This is a genomic window from Massilia pseudoviolaceinigra (genome assembly GCF_030846505.1).
In the GTDB taxonomy this organism is placed as follows: Bacteria; Pseudomonadota; Gammaproteobacteria; order Burkholderiales; family Burkholderiaceae_D; genus Telluria_A; species Telluria_A violaceinigra.
In genome coordinates this window covers 71,392-91,188 of record NZ_JAVCWL010000001.1, presented here as the reverse complement: position 1 = coordinate 91,188, position 19,797 = coordinate 71,392, and the positions used below count along the sequence as shown (strand labels likewise).

General features: G+C 65.6%; 17 protein-coding genes. 2 read left to right on the top strand and 15 right to left on the bottom strand.

The genetic code is table 11. From position 1 onward, the window contains the following. Positions 1-71: 71 nt before the first annotated feature. From RBA40_RS00450 to RBA40_RS00410, 9 genes are all read right to left on the bottom strand, one after another. Positions 72-1,067: a FecR family protein gene (locus tag RBA40_RS00450; protein WP_306645070.1), complete on the bottom strand. Its 996-nt coding sequence runs from the start codon at positions 1,065-1,067 to the stop codon at positions 72-74. Next, complete coding sequence (locus tag RBA40_RS00445; RefSeq protein WP_306645069.1) at positions 1,064-1,591, bottom strand: RNA polymerase sigma factor; 528 nt, start codon at positions 1,589-1,591, stop codon at positions 1,064-1,066. The genes RBA40_RS00450 and RBA40_RS00445 overlap by 4 nt, the downstream gene beginning before the upstream one ends. A gap of 97 nt (positions 1,592-1,688) precedes the next feature. Beyond that, the gene (rlmD, locus tag RBA40_RS00440; protein WP_306645068.1) at positions 1,689-3,029 is read right to left on the bottom strand and encodes a 23S rRNA (uracil(1939)-C(5))-methyltransferase RlmD; all 1,341 of its coding nucleotides are present in this window, start codon (positions 3,027-3,029) and stop codon (positions 1,689-1,691) included. An 83-nt stretch (positions 3,030-3,112) separates the two neighbouring features. Continuing rightward, on the bottom strand, positions 3,113-4,150 hold the full coding sequence (gene rpoS / locus RBA40_RS00435) for an RNA polymerase sigma factor RpoS (RefSeq protein ID WP_306645066.1): 1,038 nt from the start codon (positions 4,148-4,150) through the stop codon (positions 3,113-3,115). A 42-nt stretch (positions 4,151-4,192) separates the two neighbouring features. Beyond that, on the bottom strand, positions 4,193-5,140 hold the full coding sequence (locus RBA40_RS00430; protein WP_306645064.1) for a peptidoglycan DD-metalloendopeptidase family protein: 948 nt from the start codon (positions 5,138-5,140) through the stop codon (positions 4,193-4,195). Positions 5,141-5,208: 68 nt separating this feature from the next. After that, complete coding sequence (locus RBA40_RS00425; protein ID WP_306645063.1) at positions 5,209-6,147, bottom strand: protein-L-isoaspartate(D-aspartate) O-methyltransferase; 939 nt, start codon at positions 6,145-6,147, stop codon at positions 5,209-5,211. After that, positions 6,144-6,881 (bottom strand): 5'/3'-nucleotidase SurE, encoded by a 738-nt coding sequence (surE, locus tag RBA40_RS00420; RefSeq protein ID WP_306645061.1) that lies wholly within the window; start codon positions 6,879-6,881, stop codon positions 6,144-6,146. Before surE ends, RBA40_RS00425 begins: the two co-directional genes overlap by 4 nt. A gap of 78 nt (positions 6,882-6,959) precedes the next feature. Beyond that, positions 6,960-9,332, bottom strand: coding sequence for a tetratricopeptide repeat protein (locus RBA40_RS00415; RefSeq protein ID WP_306645060.1), 2,373 nt, complete (start codon positions 9,330-9,332; stop codon positions 6,960-6,962). 10 nt (positions 9,333-9,342) lie between these two features. Continuing rightward, entirely contained in the window at positions 9,343-9,954 is a 612-nt protein-coding gene (locus RBA40_RS00410; protein WP_099876361.1) for a toll/interleukin-1 receptor domain-containing protein, read from the bottom strand. Between the two features lie 216 nt (positions 9,955-10,170). Here RBA40_RS00410 and RBA40_RS00405 point away from each other — a divergent pair, with 216 nt between their 5' ends. Then, positions 10,171-11,151 (top strand): NADPH:quinone oxidoreductase family protein, encoded by a 981-nt coding sequence (locus RBA40_RS00405; protein ID WP_306645058.1) that lies wholly within the window; start codon positions 10,171-10,173, stop codon positions 11,149-11,151. Positions 11,152-11,174: 23 nt separating this feature from the next. Here the strand turns inward: RBA40_RS00405 and RBA40_RS00400 are convergent, their stop codons facing one another. The 3 genes from RBA40_RS00400 to RBA40_RS00390 are packed head-to-tail and all read right to left on the bottom strand — an operon-like array spanning position 11,175 to position 15,294. After that, on the bottom strand, positions 11,175-13,013 hold the full coding sequence (locus RBA40_RS00400; RefSeq protein WP_306645056.1) for a DUF885 domain-containing protein: 1,839 nt from the start codon (positions 13,011-13,013) through the stop codon (positions 11,175-11,177). A gap of 3 nt (positions 13,014-13,016) precedes the next feature. Next, positions 13,017-15,065, bottom strand: coding sequence for a DNA repair helicase YoaA (gene yoaA / locus RBA40_RS00395; RefSeq protein ID WP_374710444.1), 2,049 nt, complete (start codon positions 15,063-15,065; stop codon positions 13,017-13,019). Positions 15,066-15,093: 28 nt separating this feature from the next. Further along, on the bottom strand, positions 15,094-15,294 hold the full coding sequence (locus RBA40_RS00390; protein ID WP_054263786.1) for a YdcH family protein: 201 nt from the start codon (positions 15,292-15,294) through the stop codon (positions 15,094-15,096). Positions 15,295-15,517: 223 nt separating this feature from the next. Here RBA40_RS00390 and RBA40_RS00385 point away from each other — a divergent pair, with 223 nt between their 5' ends. Next, positions 15,518-16,324 carry a PP2C family protein-serine/threonine phosphatase gene (locus tag RBA40_RS00385; protein WP_306645054.1) on the top strand — a complete coding sequence of 269 codons (807 nt, stop codon included), beginning with the start codon at positions 15,518-15,520 and terminating at the stop codon, positions 16,322-16,324. A 114-nt stretch (positions 16,325-16,438) separates the two neighbouring features. On the opposite strand, the gene RBA40_RS00380 is transcribed toward RBA40_RS00385, so the two are convergent. The 3 genes from RBA40_RS00380 to lpdA form a co-directional block, all read right to left on the bottom strand. Continuing rightward, entirely contained in the window at positions 16,439-17,140 is a 702-nt protein-coding gene (locus RBA40_RS00380; protein ID WP_306645052.1) for a hypothetical protein, read from the bottom strand. A 20-nt stretch (positions 17,141-17,160) separates the two neighbouring features. Beyond that, positions 17,161-18,258 carry a cell division protein ZapE gene (gene zapE / locus RBA40_RS00375; RefSeq protein ID WP_306645051.1) on the bottom strand — a complete coding sequence of 366 codons (1,098 nt, stop codon included), beginning with the start codon at positions 18,256-18,258 and terminating at the stop codon, positions 17,161-17,163. Between the two features lie 67 nt (positions 18,259-18,325). Further along, a complete protein-coding gene (gene lpdA, locus RBA40_RS00370; RefSeq protein ID WP_306645050.1) occupies positions 18,326-19,759 on the bottom strand; it encodes a dihydrolipoyl dehydrogenase in 1,434 nt (477 codons plus the stop codon). Positions 19,760-19,797: the final 38 nt, after the last annotated feature.

Genomic DNA, 19,797 nt, shown 5'->3' with positions numbered 1-19,797 from the left:
TTGAAAAAGAAGGTTCTGTGGTGGAAGACGCAGCAGCGCAGCGAATCCTCAGGTCGGAATGAGAATTATTCTCATTTTTTTAGCGCCACGATTTCGGTGTGGCCGGCGCGCACCACCAGCCGCACCGGCAGGATGGCGGGCAAGGCGGCGGCAAAGGCGGGCAATTGCCGCACCGTGTAGCTGCCGCCCACGCGCATCGCGGCCACGGCCGGATCGCGTACCACCAGGCCGGTATGGCCGTAGCGCTCGAATTCGGCCAGCGCCTGCGCCAGCGGGGTATTGTTGAAACTGATCCTGCCCTGGCGCCAGGGGGCGAGCGCTTGCGGCGCCATGCTGGCCGGTGCGCCCAGGCGGCCGTCGCCGGCGGCGCTGATGGCCTGGCCGGCGCCAAGCTCGGCCTCCTCGGCGGCGCCCGCGCGCACCCGCACCCGCCCTTCTTCCACCGCCACCAGCGCCACATCCGGCTGCAAGCCGGCGCGCGTGTGGCGCACCGCGAAGCGGGTGCCGAGGACGGTCACGCGGGCCGTGCCGGCGCTGACATGGAAGGGGCGCGCCGGCTCGGCGCGCACGGCAAACAGCGCCTGGCCGTCGTGCAGGAAGACATCGCGCCGGTCGCGGTACAGCCGCACCTCGATGCGGGTGGCCGTGTCGAGCGTGACCGTGCTGCCGTCGGGCAGCGCCTGCGTGAGCTGCTGCCCGCGCGCGGTGGCGTACGAGGCGGCGAAAGTCGGTTGGCGCCGCTCATGGTCCCAGCCCAGCCAGGCGCCGCCCGCCACAAGCAGGGTCAGCATCGCACAGCCGGCCTGCAGCAGGCGGCCGCGGCGCGGCATGAACGGGGGCGCGGGCGCGGCCGCCGCCAGCGCGCCGCGCAAGCCGGCCACCGCAGGCCGGGGAAGCGCGCGCACGCTGCGCAAGGTGGTGCGCATGGCGTCCAGCGCCGCGCCGTGGCGCGGATCGGCGGCCAGCCAGGCATCGAGTCCGGCCGGGCCGGCGCCAGCCTTCCCCGCGCCGAGGCGCAACGCCCAGGCCGCCGCTTCTTGCGCGATGCGCTCGTCGGCCGCCGTCATGCCGCCTCGCTCCGCTCGCAGGCGCGGCACGCCAGCATGCCGCGCACGATATGCTTTTCCACCATGCTGGCAGAGATGCCCATGCGTTCGGCGATCTGCCTGTGCGTCAGTTCGTCGAACACATGCAGGATGAAGGCTTCGCGGCAGCGCGGCGGCAAGTCCTCGATCGCCTGCACGTAGGCTTGCACGGATTGCACCGAGGCCAGTGCTTCGTCGGGCTGGAGATGGCGCGGGCCGGCGTGCTCGGCAACGAGGTCGAGCCCATCATGGCCGCGCACGCCTGCGCGCCGGTGGCTGTCGATGACGAGATTGCGCGCCGTGCGGTACAGCAGCGCGCGTGCATTGGCGACCGCGCGCCCCGATTGCTGGAGCACCAGCACGCGCACGAAGCTCTCCTGCGCCAGGTCGGCGGCGGCGTGGCGGTCGCCAAGGAGGCGATGCAGGAAATTGAGCAATTCGAGGTGATAGCGTTCGAACACGATGGCGGGCGGCTGGAAGAATGGTCGTTCCGGCCCGCGCTGCATGAGGGCCACCGCAACAGCGGGCCGCACGGCGGCGCGCTGCCGGAAATGAGAATGATTCTTATTATACCAAACGGCGCCACCCCTGCCTGCCTGGCCGCTACACCAGGTCGAACACGGCCATCGATTCCACGTGCGAGGTGTGCGGGAACATATTGACCACGCCCGCCTTGCTCAGCTGGTAGCCCGCCTCGTGGGTCAGGATGCCGGCATCGCGCGCCAGGGTGGACGGACTGCACGAGACGTACACGATGCGCTTGGGCATCATCTCCGGATGGCTCAGGCGCAGGGCGGCCAGGGCTTGCACCAGCGCCATGGCGCCGTCGCGCGGCGGGTCGATCAGCATGCGGTCGAATTTGCCGAGCGCGACCAGGTCTTCGGCCGTCACCTCGAACAGGTTGCGGGTCGAAAAGCTGGTTTTCTCCGACAGCCCGTTGGCGCGCGCATTCGACAGCGCGCGCTCGGTCAGGGTGGTGCTGCCTTCGATGCCGACCACTTCCCTGCCCTGCGTGGCCAGCGGCAAGGTGAAGTTACCCAGGCCGCAGAACAGGTCGGCCACGCGGTCGCTCGGCTGCACCTCCAGCAGATTGAGCGCTTTTCCGACCAGCACCCGGTTGATGTGGTGGTTGACCTGGGTAAAATCGACCGGCTTGAACGGCATCTTCACGCCGAACTCGGGCAGGGTGTAATACAGTTCCTTGCCCAGTGGATAGAACGGCGCGGCCGTTTCCGGACCCTTGGTTTGCAGCCACCACTGGATGTTCCACTGGTCGGCAAAACTTTTGAGCACCGTTTCATCGGCGCCAGTGAGCGGCGCCATAATGCGCAGCACCATGGCCGTGGTTTCCTCGCCGACCGCGATTTCGATCTGCGGCATCTGGTCGACGATCGACAAGGCGCCCACCAGCGCGCGCAGCGGCAGCAGCATGGCGGCCACGTGCGGCGGCAGGATCTTGCAGTCGCTCATGTCGGCGACAAACGCCGAGCGCTTTTCGTGAAACCCCACCAGCACCGTATCTTTTTTGGCAACATGGCGCACCGACAGGCGCGCGCGGTAGCGGTAGCCCCAGGTCGGGCCGTACATCGGGCGCATCACATTGCCCGGCTTGACCTTGCCGATATGCCACAGATTATCTTCCAGCACGCGCTGCTTCATCGCCACCTGGGCCGAGGGCTCCAGGTGCTGCATCGAGCAGCCACCGCAATTATCGAAATGCGGGCATTTCGGTTCGACCCGCATCGACGACGGCTTGTGCAGCACCGTCATGCGCGCCGCTTCCCAGTTTTTCTTCTTCTTGAAGGTATGAAAGCTGACCTTTTCGCCCGGCAAGGCGCCCTCGACGAAGATGACCTTGCCCGGCGAACCGTCCTCGTTGGCGAGGTGGCCGACGCCGCGGGCGTCCATGTCCAGGGATTTGATGTCGAGAATGGTGTCGTGCATGGCGAAAAACACGCGCGAGGCGTGTACAGAAGGATTAAAAGGGAAAAGGAGGAGTGGCGCGCAGCCGTGTCAGCCCGCGCGCATCATAGCAAGGAATCGCGCACCACGCCACGGGCGGCCATCGCCCGTTTCAGTTTGACTAGCGCTTCCTGCTGGATCTGGCGCACCCGCTCGCGCGTGACGCCCATCTCGTCGGCCAGGGTTTCGAGGGTGGCCGGATCGTCGTTGTCGAGCCCGAAACGGCGCATGATGACGATGCGCTGCTTGTCCGGCAAGCGCGTGAGCCAGTCGCGCACCAGCACCGTCATTTCGTGGTGTTCGGCGCGGGCGTCGGGACTGTCGTCGGCGTCGCCGGGCAGCATGTCCATCAGGCTCGACTGCGGATCGTTGTCGAGCGGGGCGTCGAGCGAGGTGGCGTGCTCGGACAGGGCAAGGATATCCTGGACTTCCTCGACCGGGCGCCCGACCAGGTGGGCGATGTCTTCGGCGCTGGCATCCTTGCCGTTGTGGTGCTGGGCTTCAAGGTGGTACTTGGCGCGCAGGATCTGGTTCAGCTCGCGCACCATGTGCACCGGCAGGCGCACCGTGCGCGCCTGGTTCATGATGGCGCGCTCGATGCTCTGGCGGATCCACCAGGTGGCGTAGGTGGAAAAGCGGAAACCGCGCTCCGGCTCGAACTTGTCGATGGCGCGCATCAGGCCGATGTTGCCTTCCTCGATCATGTCGAGCAGCACCACCCCGCGGTTGATGTAATGCTTGGCGATCGACACCACCAGCCGCAGGTTGTGTTCGATCATGGTCTGGCGCGCGGGAAAGTCGCCCGCCTTGGCCAGGGTGGCGTAGTGCACTTCCTGGGGCGCCGTGAGGAGCGCACGGGTGCCGATCTGGTTCAGGTAGTGCTGGGTGGTATCGGTCGAGAGCTCGGCCGCCAGCACTTTTTTCAGTTCGTCGACGCTTTCGAGCACGGCGCCGGCCACCGGTACGGCATCGGCGCCAAGGGCGGGCTCCGCATCCGGGTCGATATCCGGGTCGATATCCGGGTCGGCGTCGGCGTCGGCCGGGTCGTCCGAGAACTCATCGGGAACCGGATCGTCGCCTTGCTGGTAGCTCGAATGCGTCATAGGGTCCACGGGCCGGTATCGGATCAATTGCGCGGCAGTTCGTCAGCGGTTAGGCAGGAAACGCGAAGGATCGACCGGCTTGCCCTGCTGGCGGATCTCGAAGTGCAGCTTGACCGAATCGGCATCCGAATCGCCCATTTCGGCAATGATCTGGCCCTTGTTGACGCTCTGCCCTTCCTTGACCACGATGCTGCGGTTATGGGCATAGGCGGACAGCAGGCTGTTGCTGTGCTTCACAATCACCAGATTACCATAACCGCGGATGCCACTGCCCGCGTACATGACTTTTCCGGCGCCGGCGGCCATGACTTGCTGGCCCGCCTTGCCGGCGATATCGATTCCCTTGTTCTTGCCTTCGTCGAAGGTAGCGACGATCTTGCCGTCCGACGGCCACATCCAGCTCAGCTTTTCGTCGTCGGTGGCGGTCACGGTGCTGCCCGGCGTGACCGCGGGCAGCGGCGCGACGGCGACGGCCGGCGGCGGCGCGACGCGCTCGGGTTTCTCGGCCGGCTTCGGGTCCGGCCTGGCGGCGCCGCCCTCGTTTTTTTGCAGCTCGGCCAGCGCGCTGTCGCTGTAGGGACGCTTGTCGGCGCGCGGCGAGGTCTTTTTGACCACGTCCGCGACCGGCGGCGGCGTCGGCTTTTTCGGTTCCGACGGCGGCATGTCGATCTTGCTGATCACTACGCTGTCCGGAGGCATCACGCGCAGCACCTGGTCGACCTTGATGTCGTTCGGATTGGCCAGGTTGTTCCAGGCCACCAGGTCGCGGTAATTCTGGCCGTGATCGAGGGCGATGCGGATCAGGGTATCGCCCCGCTTGACCGTGTACATGCCGCGCTCGTCCTTAGCGTCGTCGGTGGCGCGCGGGGCGCGGATGTCGCCGGCCGGCAGGCGGTCGACCACGGGCACGGGACGGCGGGGAGCGGTATGACAGGCGCTGAGCAGGCCGATCGTAAGGAGCAGCAGGGGAAGATGGCTTGTGTATTTCATTCTCATGTTATGTGTGTCGTGTTCTGTTAAGCTGGGGCGCGCACCATGGGCGCAGGCCGGGCGAACGCTTAAACGGTGCCCGGGCGCAAGGGCACGAAGTGGCAGCCTTCCAGGGTTTCGCTCATCCATTCGGCCTTGCCGGTACGGGTGATCAGTTGCAGGTGCTGGACCTGCGCACCCACCGGGGCGACCAGGCGGCCACCCACGCTGAGCTGATCGAGCAGAGCCTGCGGCACCTCCAGACCGGCCGCAGCCAGAATGATACCGTCGAATGGGGCAGCTTGGGGCAAACCTAGCATACCATCTCCGTAGTGCAAGCGCAGATTCACGATGCGCAGGTGCCGCAGATTGGTCTTGGCCAGCTCGTGCAATTGACGAATCCGCTCGACCGAATACACATCCTTGGCGATGCACGAGAGCACCGCCGCCTGGTAGCCGCAACCGGTGCCGATCTCCAGCACGCGGTTCAAGGGGCCGCCGTTGCGCAGCACTTCGAGCATGCGCGCCACGATGTAGGGACGGGAAATGGTCTGGTTGTGGCCGATCGGCAAGGAAGCATCGATATAGGCCTGGGCCGACAGGGCCGGCTCGATGAACCGGTGGCGCTGCACGGTTTCGAGCGCGCCCAGCACCACCGTATCCTTGACGCCCTGGCGCGCCACCCGCGCCACCATGGCGCGCCGGATCGCGTCCGACACGCCCATGTCGGGCCGCGGCGGCGTCACCGGCAGCGGCTGGGCGCGCAGCAGGGCGTCGCTGTGCGACTTCGAGGGCGATGCCACTACCCGCGCCACGTAGGGACTGGGACCGTTCGGCTGCACCCCGTTCCTGGCGGCATTCCGGGTCGCGGTCTGGGGCGTGGCGACTCTCGGGGTCGCAACTTGCGGATTAACAACCCTGGGCGTTGCCACCCTGGCGGGCGCGAAGGCCGGACCCTTGCGCGCATCGCCCGTCACCGACGACAGCGGCAGCGGAAAGGTGCTGCGTTTGTCCGGCTTGTCGCTCATGCCAGGCCGCGCGAGAGCAGCGCCAGCTGGTCGCGATGGGTCAGGTCGACCTGCAGCGGGGTGACCGAGACCTCGCCCTGGGCGGTGGCATGGAAATCGGTGCCCTCGCCGGCGTCGCGCGTGGCGCCCGGCGGGCCGATCCAGAAAATTTCGCGTCCGCGCGGATCGAGCCCGCGGATGACCGGTTCGGCCTGGTGACGCCGGCCCAGCCGGGTCGCGCGCACCGTGGTCAAGGCTTCATAGGGCAGGTTGGGAATATTTACGTTGAGTAAATACGGCGCCGGCAATTCGTCGAAGCGGCGCAGCACGATGTCGCGCGCCAGGCGGGCGGCGCCATCGATGTGCTCCCAGCCGTGCGCCACCTGGGAAAAGGCGATCGCCGGAATGCCGAACAGATAACCTTCGGTCGCGGCCGCCACGGTGCCCGAATACAGGGTGTCGTCGCCCATGTTCTGGCCATTGTTGATGCCGGATACAACCAGGTCGGGCCGGTAGTCAAGCATGCCGGTCAGGGCGATGTGGACGCAGTCGGTCGGGGTGCCGTTGACGAAGTAAAAGCCGTTGGCCGCCTTTTGCACCGACAGCGGGCGGTCTAGCGAGAGCGAATTGGACGCGCCGGAACGGTTGCTGTCGGGCGCCACCACGACGATCTCGGCCACCGCGGCGAGCGCCTCGGCCAGGGCCTGGATGCCGGGGGCGAGATAGCCGTCGTCATTGCTGATAAGAATTCTCATGCACCGATTTTACCTGATGCAATGAGCGCCACGCTGGCCCGCGCCCAACAAATTGTGCGCCAGGCGCGCCAGATGGCCTTACTGGGCGCTGACCGGGCGCCCGCCAACGGCGTCGGTGAGCGCCTGCTGCAGCGCCGAGACCTCGTCCTGGGCAAACGCGAGCAGCGCATCCTTGTCGTTGTTGCGCTGATAAACCTGCTTGATCAGGGCCACCCCGCGCAGGCGCAGCAGCGCCGGCACATTGCGCCGAAGCACGCTTTTGCGCAGGCTGTCGGCCAGCGCGCGCGCCTCGCGCTCGCAGCGCTGATCGATCAATTCCTGCAGCTGGGCCAGCTTGTGGCCGAGGCTGTCGCCGCTGTCGGGCGCGTCGAGGATGCCGCTGCGCCGCACGCTGCCCTGCTGCACGCTGTCGGCCAGCTTGCGCGCGTCCACGCTATGCCCCTGGCGCGAGAGCGTGGACGCCAGCGCCATCTTGATGTCGCGGGTGTGCGCGTCATCGCTGCCGTGCGCCTGCTCGTGCACGTCGACCAGCTTTTGCTGCAGGCGCCGGGCCGCGTCCAGGTCGCCCTGCTCGCTCAGGGTCGAGGCCAGCCGGGTCTGGCTGGTGATGGTGTCGGGATGGTCGGCCCCGAGGCAGCGCTCGCGGCTTTTGGCCAGCAGTTCGAGCATCCCGCGCACCCCGCCCAGATCGCTCTGGGCAGCCATGATCTCGGCCAGCAGCTCGCGCGCCTGCATCGTGGCTGGATGGTCGGGCCCGGCGTTGCGTTCGCGCGCGCCGGCCACGCCTTCCTGCAGCTTGCGCGCATTGCCCAGGTCGCCCAGTTCCAGCAGCAGAGCCGCCAGTTGCTGGGTACAGCGCAAGCTGTCCTCGTGCTCGCTGCCGAGCAGGCGCTCGCGCCCTTCCAGCACCCGTTCGTAGACCATGCGCGCGCGGCTGAGCTCGCCATGGCGGGCCAGGGTCTGGGCTTGCCCCGCCAGGCGGTCGAGGGTGTGCAAGTGGCCGCAGCCGAGCACGCGTTCGCTGGCCTCGATGATCTGTTCGTGCAAGCCCAGCGCGCGCGCGAATTCGCCGGCCTGGGCCAGCGTCGCGGCCAGCGCGGCGCGCGCGGCCAGGGTGTCCGGATGGTCGGTCCCGAGCAGGCGCGCGCAATCGTCGACGAGCAACTCCTGCAACAGGCGCGCCTCGGCCGTGCGGCCCTGCTGGCGCAGCAGCACCGCCAGCAGGGCCCGGGTGGCGCGGGTGTCGGCATGCTCGTCGCCGAGCAGGCGCTGGCGCAGGCTGGTGCTTTCTTCAAAGCAGGCAATGGCGTCGTCGACGCGCCCGTTGCCGCGGTACAGCAGGCCGAGCTGGTGCAGGTCGTGCGCCAGCGGCAGCGACAGCGCCGTGGTGATGCCTCGCCCCAGGCGCTCGCGGGCGGCGCTGATGCTGGCGCACAGGCGCACCTCAGCGTGCGATTGCCAAGGGAAATAATTGCCGCTCATCCAGTCGAGCAAGGTCGAAAAAGTGCGCGCCGGCGAAAAGCGGTCGCAATCGCGTTCGGCGCCCGCCGCCAGCGGTTCGCCACCGGCCACCGCATGGATTTGCTGCAACTGGATTTCATCGAAGTAGCTGTCGAGCGAGATGCGCGCGACGCCGTAACACTGGCGCAGCAACTGCTCGATCACGCTCTGGTAGCCGGCCAGCGCGCGCTGCGGGTCGCCGCGTCGCCACAGCAGGCGGCGCTGGAGGTCGGCACTGTCGATCGACGAGGGCAGCGGATAGACCAGCAGCGGGCGCTGTTCATCCTCGTGGCTGCAGCGGTAATCGATGGCGCGCGTGACCACCCCCGACAGCCCGTCCAGGCTGCCCTGGTTGGGCGTGAACACGGCCACCAGCCGGCGCGGCAGCAAGGTGGTGCAGATGCTCACGGCGGCCGAGCGCCCGCTGCGCGCATCGACCAGCACGTGGGCGAAACGCTGCGCCATGTAGTCGGCGAAGCAACGGAACAGCGCCGGACAAGCCTCGAACAAGCCATCCCAGTCGAACTGGTCGGCGCGCTCGCCGTAACTGTCGTCGAAGCGGCCGGCGCGCATCAGGTACAGCGGGCGGCTCTGGTCGACCCGTTCGAGGAACGGTTCCCAGTCGACCGCCTCGAGCACCTGGCGCGCCAGCGCGGCATCGTCGCGCGCCGCGGCGCCGCGCCCGAACAGGCGCAGGTGATCGCGGCAAGCCTGGAAATATTCAAGCAGGCCGGGCCGTTCGCCGGCGCGCCCGAAATAATGGTGCAGGCCCGGCGCGGCGGTGTCGAAGTCGATCATCAGCACCGGCACGGTCGCGTTTTGCCGTCCGGCCAGCAGCAGCGCCATGGTCGACAGGGCCATGCTGCGCGCCGAGCCGCTCTCGAACGAATAGAACGTCGTCACGTCACCGGGGCCGGCCAGCGGCGGCAGGGTAATGCGTTTGATTTCCATGTTGCTCCTCTTATTTTTTCGGAAAAGTCAGATCCGGCAGATCGCGCCACACGGGTGGGACATCGGGAAGCACGAATTGGTTGCAATCATGGCCGACAGGGGTGTACTTTTTTAGGTACTCATACTGGATGACAATCCTGTTCACGATCTTTTTGATATCGGGCAGGAACTCCGGGTGCGATTTCAGGTCGCCCGTTGCCATCGTGAAATGCGAAAAATCCACGTAAAAGTTGGAACCGGCAATCTGGGGCGGCAGGCGGGCCGGGTGCATGGTCATAATCACGGGAATAATCAGGTGGCTGGGCATGGTGTACCACCGACTTCGCTCGGCCTCGATCTGCTGCATGGCCGCGAACTCGCGCCGCGTGTACCCGTGGGCCTCGTACTTGGGCGAGTAGATCAGGATCATGGTGACGCTCTCGCACATGGCGCGGGCGATGCGGCGGTCGATATCGTCGCCGCCGCCGAGCTGTTCCGTATCAATGAACAGCTCGTCCTCATTGTCAAAATACGGTTCCAGATAGCAGCGGATGGCGTCCGACAGGGCGATCTTGAACTGGTTCATCAGTCCATCGCGGCGACCGTGGGCGTAACTAAAGAAACAGCCATAACGGATTGCCATGTCAGCCTCCCTCTCCGGTGGTCCCACTGATGCGCTCGCGCTGTCGACTTTAACAAGCGCGGCCGAGGTGGCTTTGCGCACGCGCAAACCGCTGAGTGGCGCGGCCGGGCCCGGCGCGTTTCAGCCATCCGCCGCCAACCCGGCAGCACGGAATTGAGGCATAATAAAAAATCAAACGGTCGTACTATTTTTTAATAACACTCATCGGAGACACCAATGAAAGCCGTGGTTTGCAAAGCGTGGGGGCTGCCCGACAGCCTGGTAGTGGAACAAGTGGCCGCCCCGGTGGCCGGACCCGGCCAGGTGCTGCTCGACGTGAAGGCGGCCGGGGTCAACTTCCCGGACGTGCTGATCATCCAGGGCAAGTACCAGTTCAAGCCCGAGCTGCCATTTACCCCCGGCAGCGAACTGTCGGGCGTGGTCAGCGCGCTGGGCCAGGGAGTCACTAACGTCAAGCTGGGCGACCGGGTGATCGCATTTACCGCCCAGGGCGCGTTCGCGCAGCAGATCGTGGTGCCGGCCCAGGCTGTCATGCCGATGCCGCCCGGCATGGATTTCGACACCGCCGCCGCCATCACGCTCACCTACGGCACCTCGCACCACGCGGTGGTCGACCGCGCCGCCCTCCAGGCGGGCGAAACCATGCTGGTGCTGGGCGCGGCCGGCGGCGTCGGCCTGGCCGCCATTGAAATCGGCAAGGCGCTGGGCGCGCGCGTGATCGCGGCCGCCTCCACCGACGACAAACTGGCGGTGTGCCGCGAGCATGGCGCCGACGCCACCATCAACTACAGCAACGAGGATTTGCGCGAAGCGATCAAGGCCGCCACCGACGGCAAGGGGCCGGACGTCATCTACGATCCGGTGGGCGGCATCTACGCCGAGCCGGCCTTCCGGTCGATCGGCTGGCGCGGGCGCTACCTGGTGGTGGGATTTGCCAACGGCGACATCCCCAAGCTGCCGCTCAACCTGACCCTGCTCAAGGGTGCCTCGCTGATGGGCGTGTTCTGGGGCGAGTTCGCCAAGCGCGAACCGAAGGCCAACATGGCGGCCATGCGCGAACTGATGGGATGGCTGGCCGAAGGCAAGATCCGGCCGCGCATATCAGGCCGCTACCCGCTGGAACAGACGGCCCAGGCACTGAACGACATGGCTGCGCGCAAGGTCACCGGCAAGGTGGTGATCGTGCCGGACGCCTGAGCTGCCGGGCGGCCAAGCCGCCTCTACTTGGCCTGCTGCGCGATCCAGCCATTCATCCTGGTTTCCAGCAGCGCCAGCGGCAAGGTGCCGTCGGCCAGCACCGCATCGTGGAACTTGGCCAGGCTGAACTTGTCCCCCAGCGCCGCCTGCGCGCGCTGGCGCAGTTCCATGATCTTCAGCGCCCCCACCTTGTAGCCCAGCGCCTGCCCCGGCCACGCCATGTAGCGTTCGGTCGCGTTGCGCGCATCGTCTTCGGTGCTGCCGGCTTCATCGACCAGGAAACGGATGGTCTGCTCGCGCGTCCAGCCCTTGGCGTGCAGGCCGGTATCGACCACCAGCCGGGCCGCGCGCATCATGTCGAGCATCAGGTGGCCGGCATAGGCGTTCGGGTCTTCATACAAGCCCATTTCCTTGCCCAGCGATTCGGCGTACAGGGCCCAGCCTTCGATATAGGCATTGTTGCCGCCGAACTTACGGAACTTTGGAATTGGCAATTCCTGCTGCTTGGACAACTGGAAATGGTGGCCGGGATGGCCTTCGTGCAGGAACAGGGACGTCATGCGCGTGCTGGCGTATTTGGTCGGATCGGGAATCACGGCCCAGAAAATGCCCGGACGCGAGCCATCCGCCGCCGCAGCCGTGTAATGGTCGGACGCGGTATCGCGCGACAGGGCCGGCTCGGCGCGGATTTCCAGCGGCGCCTTGGGCAGGGTCGCAAACAGGCGCGGCAGCATCGGCAGGATGCGCGCATTCAGCGCCCGGTAAGCCTGCAGCACGTCTTCCTCGGTCTTGAACGGCCGGTACTTGGGTTGCTGCGTCAGCCAGCGCGGCAAGCCGGCCGGGGCCCCCGTGTAGCCCAGCTTGGGCGCCAGCTTGGTGAATTCGGCGTTGATGCGGGTCATCTCGGCCAGCCCGATGCGGTGGATTTCTTCCGGCGCCAGCGCGCTCGTGGTTTGCGCCGCCACCCAGGCGCGGTACCAGTTGCCGCCGTCCGGCAGGCTGCCCCAGCCGGCGGTTTCGCGCGCGGCCGGCAGGTATTCCGTTTCCAGAAAGGCGGCCAGCTTGCGCAGCGACGGCAGCACCTGCACCCGCACCGCTTCGCGGTAGGCGCCCGTCATGCGCGCCTTTTCGCCCTTGCTGAACGATGCCGGCAGCGCGCGCACCGGCGCGGCGTACTGGCTGGTGTCGACCGTCGCGGCGGCCAGCGCCTTGATCTGCGGCAGCAGCGCCTGCACCAATGCCTTGGGCTGCACCACGCCCTGCTTGATGCCGGCGCGCATGTTGGCAATGGCCGCGTCGGTCCACTGCGGCAGCGCCGTGATGCGCTTGAGGTAAGCCTGGTAATGGGCCACGGTGGCCAGCGGCTGCGAGCCGTCGCCGGCGCCGAAATTGGCCAGCAGCACGGGCAGGCTGTCCATCTGGTTCATCGGCAGCAGGTAATCCTTGAGCGACTCGAAGCGCAGCAGGTTGTTGACCTCGAAACCGAGGATGTCGTAGGTGGTCAGGTCGAGCGCCGTCAGCTTGCTGCGGTCGATCCGGGCCAGCTCGTCGCGCACCTCGTGCAGCATGGCGAACTGGCGCGCCCGCACCGATGGCACGATGGTCATCGGCAGCAGATCGTCGAAGCGGTTGTCGCCGGCGAAGGTGGCGTTGACCGGTTCGTAGCGCGCCTGCTCCTCGTAATAGCGTTCGGCCAGCTGGGCCAGCTGCGCGGCCGGATTGGCGGATATTTTCGCCTCAGCGGCCAGAGGCGGCGGCGCGGGGACCTGGGCCTTGATCTGGGCCGCAGCCTGGTCCACGGCGCCAGCGGCCACGGTGGCGCCCATCAAGGCGGAAAGTAACAGCGAGCGCAGCACGGTCATGGCTTAGTCCTGGGTTTCTTGAGGCGGTTTAAAAAAGGCGATCACATCTTCCTGCAGGCGGGTGCGCTTGAATGACGGCAGGCTCTGCCACACGCGCTTGCCGTACGACTTGGAAATGAGGCGCGGATCGCAGATCATCAGCACGCCGCGGTCGGTCTCGTCGCGGATCAGGCGCCCTGCTCCCTGCTTGAGGTTGATGATGGCCTCGGGCAGGGTATGGTGCATGAAGCCGTTCAAGCCCTGCTTTTCCATCACGTCGATGCGCGCGGCCAGCACCGGGTCGTCGGGCGGCGCGAACGGCAGCTTGTCGATGATCACCAGCGACAGCGCATCGCCGCGCACATCCACGCCTTCCCAGAAACTTTGCGAACCCACCAGCACGCCGTTGCCGGCCTTGCGGAAGGAATCGAGCAATTCGGTGCGGCCACGCTCGCCCTGGACGAACAGCGGAAAGTCGAGCCCGCGCTTGGCGAACTCGTCGCGCAGGCGCTCGGACACCTGCTTGACCGCGCGGATCGTGGTGCACAAGAAAAAGGTGCGCCCGCCGGCCGCCTCGATCACCGGCAGCGCGCAATCGATGACGGCATCGGTATAGCCGAAGGAATTCGGTTCCGGCAAGCCGTTCGGCACGTACAGCAAGCCCTGCTGCTCGTAGTTGAACGGGCTCGGCCAGGTCTTGGCCGGCTCCCCGGTCAAGCCCATCTGGTTCGAGAAATGCTTGAAGTCGTTCTTGACCGCCAGCGTGGCCGAGGTAAAGATCCAGCTGCGCGGCGTGCCTTCGCGCTGGTTGTTGAAGATCGGCGCGATCGACAGCGGCGTCTTGTGCAGTTGCAGCGAGGACGAAAACGCCTCCACCCACAGCACCGCCTGGTCGCCTTCGACCACCTTACCCTTGCCATCCTGCTTCCAGGCGTCCAGCGCGGAGGCCAGCTCGACCGCGCGCACCCGCACCTGCTCGATGGTTTCGGCGCGCGCGGCCTGGTCTTCGAGCACATCGATCATCTCGGCCAGCTTTTCCTTGAGCGTGTTAAGCGCCGGAAAAAACTCGGACGACGGCATGATCTGCGCCAGGGACAGGCGCATGATGTCTTGCGGAAAAGTCAGGCGCAGGTCGCGCGCCGCCTTTTCGACCACCGTCACCACCTTGGCCCAGTCCGGGCCGCCGCGCGCGTGCGCCAGGCCCTCGGCCAGCACGTCGCGGCACAGTTCCAGGATTTGCGAGGTCGACACGGTCTGGCCGAAGAACAAGGTGGCCGTGTCGGGCAACTGGTGCGCTTCGTCGAAGATGATGGTGTTGGCCGACGGCAGCAGCTCGGCCACGCCGGTATCTTTCAGCGCCACGTCGGCGAAGAACAGGTGATGGTTGACCACCACCACGTCGGCCTGCTGGGCTTCACGGCGCGCCTTCATCACGAAGCAATCCTGGTAATACTGGCACTCGGCGCCCATGCAGGTGTCGCGCGTGGACGTGACCAGGTTCCAGATCAGGGCGTTTTCGGGCACCTTGGACAGTTCGGCCTTGTCGCCGGACGTCGTCATCTTGATGAAGCGCGAGATTTCGCGCAGGTTGCCGACATCGTCGCGCGAGGTCATGCGCCCGTTCTGCAGGGTGCGTTCGAGGTGGTAATGGCAGACGTAGTTCGAGCGGCCCTTGAGCAGCGCCACCGACACCGGCGCCTTGAGCGCGGCGCGCACGGTCGGGATGTCGCGCAGGAACAACTGATCCTGCAAGTTCTTGGTGCCGGTCGAAATGATGGTCTTGCCGCCCCACAGCAGCGCCGGGACCAGGTAGGCGAAGGTTTTTCCGGTGCCCGTGCCGGCCTCGGCGATCAGGGTGCTCTGGTCGGCGATGGCCTGGGCGATCGACTTGGCCATTTCGGTCTGCGAGCGGCGCGGGCTGAAGCTGCCGACGGAGGGCGCGAGCGGGCCGCCCGCGCTGAACAGGCGGTCGACTTCGGCATCGTGTTTGCCGGCGGGCGGCGCATCGTCGCCGTCGGCGGCGGAAGGAAGCGCGTCGCGTAGCGCCCCGGGCGCGAGTAAAGGGTCGGTCAAGGTGGCATTTCAGTGAAGCGAAGACGGATCAGGCCGGGACATCAGGCACCAATTGCATTTTCAACAGGGTAATATGGTCTTTCAGTTGCAACTTGCGCTTTTTGAGCCGGCGCAGCTGCAACTGGTCGTGGTGCCCGTCCAGGGTCAACATATCTATGACCGCATCCAGGTCGCGATGTTCCACATCGAGTTCGATCAGGCGGCGCTGGATAGTGTGGGCATCGTTCATGTGTGGCATTCCAGACAAGTTCATTTCAAAAATTTCATCAACTGCTGCCCAAAAACGCATACAATCGGAAACAATTTTTGTCGCACAGAAAAATGTATCCGCTTGCAACAAGGTGGCGACTCAGTGCATAGTTTAATCTACGGCGCCGTTGCAGCCAATAATATCGAATACGACAGCCGAGAGAGTCGTATGGTAACGCAGCCAGGACTTTTACCCCAAGCATATGAATGACTACAAGATCGAGGCCGGAACCGCGCAGCATATCGGTAACAGGCCAGAGCAGACCGACCGCACCGCCCTGTTCACGGGGGCACGCGCGCCCGGCTACATGATGGCGGTGCTGGCCGATGGCGTATCCGGCGGCGCCACCGCGTCCGACCAGGTGCTGCTGACGGCCAAGCAGCAATTCGACAATTTCAAGCCGGGCGACGATCCCAGCATCGAGCGCCTGCAGACATTGCTGCGCGAGATCGTGCTTGAAACCCACACGGTTCTCAATCTCAATGCGCTCACCAGCAAGACCGAGGCGCATACGACCTTCGTCGGGCTGGTGATCACGCCCAAGGGCACGGCGGTGTGGGCGCATGTGGGCGATTCGCGCCTGTACCGCTTTACCCGGGCCGAGTGCGCGGTGCGCACCGGCGACCTGCCCTACGTCGAGCACCTGGTCGGCACCGACAAGCTGCCGCTGGAAGCGGCCAAGAATCACCGTCATTCCAAGCTGCTGGTCAATGTGCTGGGCAACAGCCGCAAGGAGCCGTTCGTGGCCGTAGGCTTCCACGAAAACCTGGCCGCGGGCGACGCCTTTCTGCTGGCGTCGGACGGGCTGTGGCACTTCTTCACGGACAGTGAACTGGGCGCCGTGACGAGCAAGAACACGCCGCGCCAGGCGTCGGAACTGCTGATCAACAAGGCGGTGGAACGGGCCCAGGGCAAGGGCGGCAATTGCACCATGGCGATCGTGAAACTGGTCAAGCCACCCAAGGAAGTGCCGAATTACACGGTCGAACGGATGCGCCGGGCGGTCTGAGGCAGTTTGCGCGTTCCGCCAGCTCGCCGTTCCCGCCAGCTCGTCGTTTCTGGCAGTGCCAGAAACGACGGATTCGAGGTTAGCGCTGGAGAGGCGTGAATGACGCCTGACCAGTCATTTGGAGATCTTCACTTCCTTCGGCTGCGCAGCCGCTTCGGCATCTTTCGCCGCCTTCTCCGCCTTCTTCGCGCTGGCCGCTTTCTTCTCTTCCACCTTGAGTTGACGCTTTTCCGAATCGATGCGCTTCTGCGCGAACGCTTCGGCATTGGCCGCGCGCTCCGTCGCGCCCGCCTGCTCCTGCTGCGCGATGCGCGCCAGCTTGGCCGCCTGCGCCGCCTTGCGCGCTTCCAGCGTCGGCTTTTTCGATTCCCCCTTCACCTTGGGCGGCGCTTGCACCCGTGTCGGCGTCGGATTGGCCGCCAGGCGCGCTTCTTCCGCTTCCGCCGCGCGCACCGATTCGGCGACCGCCACATCGCGCGCATCGGCCGACGCCTTGCGCTGGAAATGCTTGGCCTCATCCTCCACCGCGTTCAGGTAAGAGAGCGTCACGCGCCGGTATTCGCGCGCCTCATCCAGGCAGTCATTGACGAAAAAGCGCTCGTAGCAGGTCACTTCGCTGTTGGCATAGCGCGCTTCGGTGGCGGCGCGCTGGGTGCGCACCTGCTCCAGTTTGAGTTCGGCCTGCTCCAGCGACACCGTGGCGGGCACCACCGGCGCCATGGAAGTCGGCAGCAGGCTGTTGGAACAGGCGCCCAGGCCAGCGGCCAGCAACGCCAGCGCCGCGCCGCGGATCAGGGGAAAAGCGAAGTTGTTCATGTTCTTTGTCCTGTAGGCTGTCACGAGAGGGAGTCGGCGGCGCCGCGGCGCTCCGCATCCATGTACTCGCGCGACTGCATTTCAATAATACGCGAGACGGTGCGGTGAAACTCGTTCGACAGCGTCCCTTGCGTGTACAGCTCTTCCGGCGCCACGGCGGCCGACATCAGCAGTTTAACCTTGTGGTCGTAAAAGACGTCAATGAGCCACGTAAACCGGCGCGCCTCGGACGACTGGGCGGCCGACATGGCCGGTATCCCCGACAGCACCACAGTGTGGAAGCGGCTGGCGATTTCCAGGTAATCGTTCTGCGAACGCGGCCCGCCGCACAGGGTGGCGAAATCGAACCAGATGATGCCGCCCGCATGGCGCAGGGCGCGGATTTCGCGCTCCTCGATGCGGATGCGCGGGTCTTCGTCGGCCGTCTCGGCGATGCGCGCGTAGGCCGTGCGCAGCGCCTCGTCGGACGCGGCGTTGAGCGGCGTGTAGTAGCTTTCGACCTGTTCCAGCGCACGCTTGCGGTAATCGATGCCGGCATCGACGTTCATCACATCGAGCTTGTCCTTGAGCAGGGCGATGGTCGGCAGCATGCGGTCGCGATGCAGGCCGTCCGGGTACAGCAGGTCGGGATCGTAGTTCGACGTCATGATGAACGACACGCCGTTGTTGAACAGGGCGGTCAGCAGATTATACAAAATCATGGCGTCGGCGATATCCGACACGTGGAATTCATCGAAGCAGATCAGGCGGTATTTCTTGGCGATGCGGCGCGCCACTTCGTCGAGCGGATCGGCCACGCCCTTGAGCTCATCGAGCTCGCGGTGCACGCCGCGCATGAATTCGTGGAAGTGCAGGCGCGTCTTGCGTACCACCGGCACCACCGAGTAAAAGCTGTCCATCAAAAACGACTTGCCGCGCCCTACCCCACCCCACAGATAGACCCCGCGCGGCACGTCCGGACGGTTGATCAGGCGCTTGAAGGTGGACGAACGCTGCGAACGGAATTCGACCCATTCCTCATAGGCGCGCTGCAGGCGGTCGACGGCGCGCTGCTGGGCCGCGTCCGAGGTAAAGCCGCGTTGGGATAAGGCGTGCTGGTAGAACTCTTGGACATTCATCAGGGGAGGCAATGCAGAAAGCCGGGCGGGCCAATGGACAAACTGGCGCGCCCGGCGGGGTACGGATTTAGAAGTTCAGCGACCGCTTGTCGACGGCGAGCGCGGCTTCCTTGGTCGCTTCGGACAGCGATGGGTGGGCGTGGCAGATGCGCGCGATGTCTTCGGCCGACGCGCGGAATTCCATCGCGACGACGGCTTCCGAAATCAGTTCGGACGCCATCGGGCCGACGATATGCACGCCGAGGATTTCATCGGTGGTGGCATCGGCCAGGAACTTGACCATGCCGGACGTATCGCCCAGCGCGCGCGCACGGCCATTGGCCATGAACGGGAAAGTGCCTGCCTTGTAGGCCACGCCGGCCGCTTTGAGCTGCTGCTCGTTCTGGCCGACCCACGCGATTTCCGGCGAGGTGTAGATCACCCACGGAATCGTGTTGAAGTTGGTGTGGCCATGCTGGCCGGCGATACGCTCGGCCACGGCAACGCCTTCTTCCTCGGCCTTGTGCGCCAGCATCGGGCCGCGCACCACGTCACCCACCGCCCACACGTTCGGCAGGTTGGTCTTGCAGTCGTCGTCGACGGCGATGAAGCCACGCTCGTCGAGCTTCAGGCCAACCGCTTCGGCACCCAGACCAATGGTGTTCGGCACGCGGCCGATCGAGATGATCAGCTTGTCGAACACGGCGCTCTGCGCTTCGCCGGCGGCGTTGGCGTAATCGACGGTGACGCTGTTCTCGCCGGCGGTGACTTTGCTGATCTTCACGCCCAGGTTGATTTCCAGGCCCTGCTTGGTAAACAGCTTGTGCGCTTCCTTGGCGATCTGCTCGTCGACCGCGCCCAGGAATGTCGGCAAACCTTCCAGCACCGTGACCTTGGCGCCGAGGCGGCGCCAGACGCTGCCCATTTCCAGACCGATCACGCCGGCGCCGATCACGCCGAGGGTGGACGGCACGGAGCTGATAGTCAGCGCGCCGCTGTTCGACAGGATCAGTTTCTCGTCGAACGGTGCGCCCGGCAATTCGCGCGCGTTGGAACCGGTCGCGATGACGACGTGCTTGGCCGAGAGCGTGTCGGCATTGGCGCCGGTGACGCTGACCTGGTAACCGCCTTCAGCGGCGCCGGTGAACGCACCGCGGCCGTGGAAGAAGGTGATCTTGTTTTTCTTGAACAGGAACAGGATGCCGTCGTTGTTCTGCTTGACGACGGTTTCCTTGCGCTTCAACATCTGCGGCAGGTTCAGCGACAGGCCGGCGAAATCGATGCCGTGCTCGGCGAACGCATGGCCGGCGTGTTCGTAGTGCTCGGACGACTGCAGCAGCGCTTTCGATGGAATGCAGCCGACGTTGGTGCAGGTGCCACCGGGAGCGGGACCGCCCTTGGCGTTGGCCCATTCATCGATACAGGCAACCTTGAAACCGAGTTGCGCCGCGCGGATGGCGGCGATGTAGCCGCCAGGGCCGGCGCCGATGACGACCACGTCGAATTGTTTTGCATCACTCATTATTGATTCCCTTGTTTTATTCTACTGGTACGAATATC

Bases quoted from the DNA above. Each gene is read 5' to 3' on its own strand.
- RBA40_RS00445 (WP_306645069.1), bottom strand. From the start codon at position 1,591: ATGCAGCGCGGGCCGGAACGACCATTCTTCCAGCCGCCCGCCATCGTG.
- surE (WP_306645061.1), bottom strand. From the start codon at position 6,881: ATGAGAATTCTTATCAGCAATGACGACGGCTATCTCGCCCCCGGCATC.
- RBA40_RS00400 (WP_306645056.1), bottom strand. From the start codon at position 13,013: ATGACCGTGCTGCGCTCGCTGTTACTTTCCGCCTTGATGGGCGCCACC.
- RBA40_RS00380 (WP_306645052.1), bottom strand. From the start codon at position 17,140: ATGAACAACTTCGCTTTTCCCCTGATCCGCGGCGCGGCGCTGGCGTTG.
- RBA40_RS00450 (WP_306645070.1), bottom strand. From the start codon at position 1,067: ATGACGGCGGCCGACGAGCGCATCGCGCAAGAAGCGGCGGCCTGGGCG.
- RBA40_RS00425 (WP_306645063.1), bottom strand. From the start codon at position 6,147: ATGAGCGACAAGCCGGACAAACGCAGCACCTTTCCGCTGCCGCTGTCG.
- RBA40_RS00385 (WP_306645054.1), top strand. From the start codon at position 15,518: ATGAATGACTACAAGATCGAGGCCGGAACCGCGCAGCATATCGGTAAC.
- RBA40_RS00390 (WP_054263786.1), bottom strand. From the start codon at position 15,294: ATGAACGATGCCCACACTATCCAGCGCCGCCTGATCGAACTCGATGTG.
- rlmD (WP_306645068.1), bottom strand. From the start codon at position 3,029: ATGCACGACACCATTCTCGACATCAAATCCCTGGACATGGACGCCCGC.
- RBA40_RS00405 (WP_306645058.1), top strand. From the start codon at position 10,171: ATGAAAGCCGTGGTTTGCAAAGCGTGGGGGCTGCCCGACAGCCTGGTA.
- RBA40_RS00430 (WP_306645064.1), bottom strand. From the start codon at position 5,140: ATGAAATACACAAGCCATCTTCCCCTGCTGCTCCTTACGATCGGCCTG.
- RBA40_RS00410 (WP_099876361.1), bottom strand. From the start codon at position 9,954: ATGGCAATCCGTTATGGCTGTTTCTTTAGTTACGCCCACGGTCGCCGC.
- RBA40_RS00415 (WP_306645060.1), bottom strand. From the start codon at position 9,332: ATGGAAATCAAACGCATTACCCTGCCGCCGCTGGCCGGCCCCGGTGAC.
- rpoS (WP_306645066.1), bottom strand. From the start codon at position 4,150: ATGACGCATTCGAGCTACCAGCAAGGCGACGATCCGGTTCCCGATGAG.
- lpdA (WP_306645050.1), bottom strand. From the start codon at position 19,759: ATGAGTGATGCAAAACAATTCGACGTGGTCGTCATCGGCGCCGGCCCT.
- zapE (WP_306645051.1), bottom strand. From the start codon at position 18,258: ATGAATGTCCAAGAGTTCTACCAGCACGCCTTATCCCAACGCGGCTTT.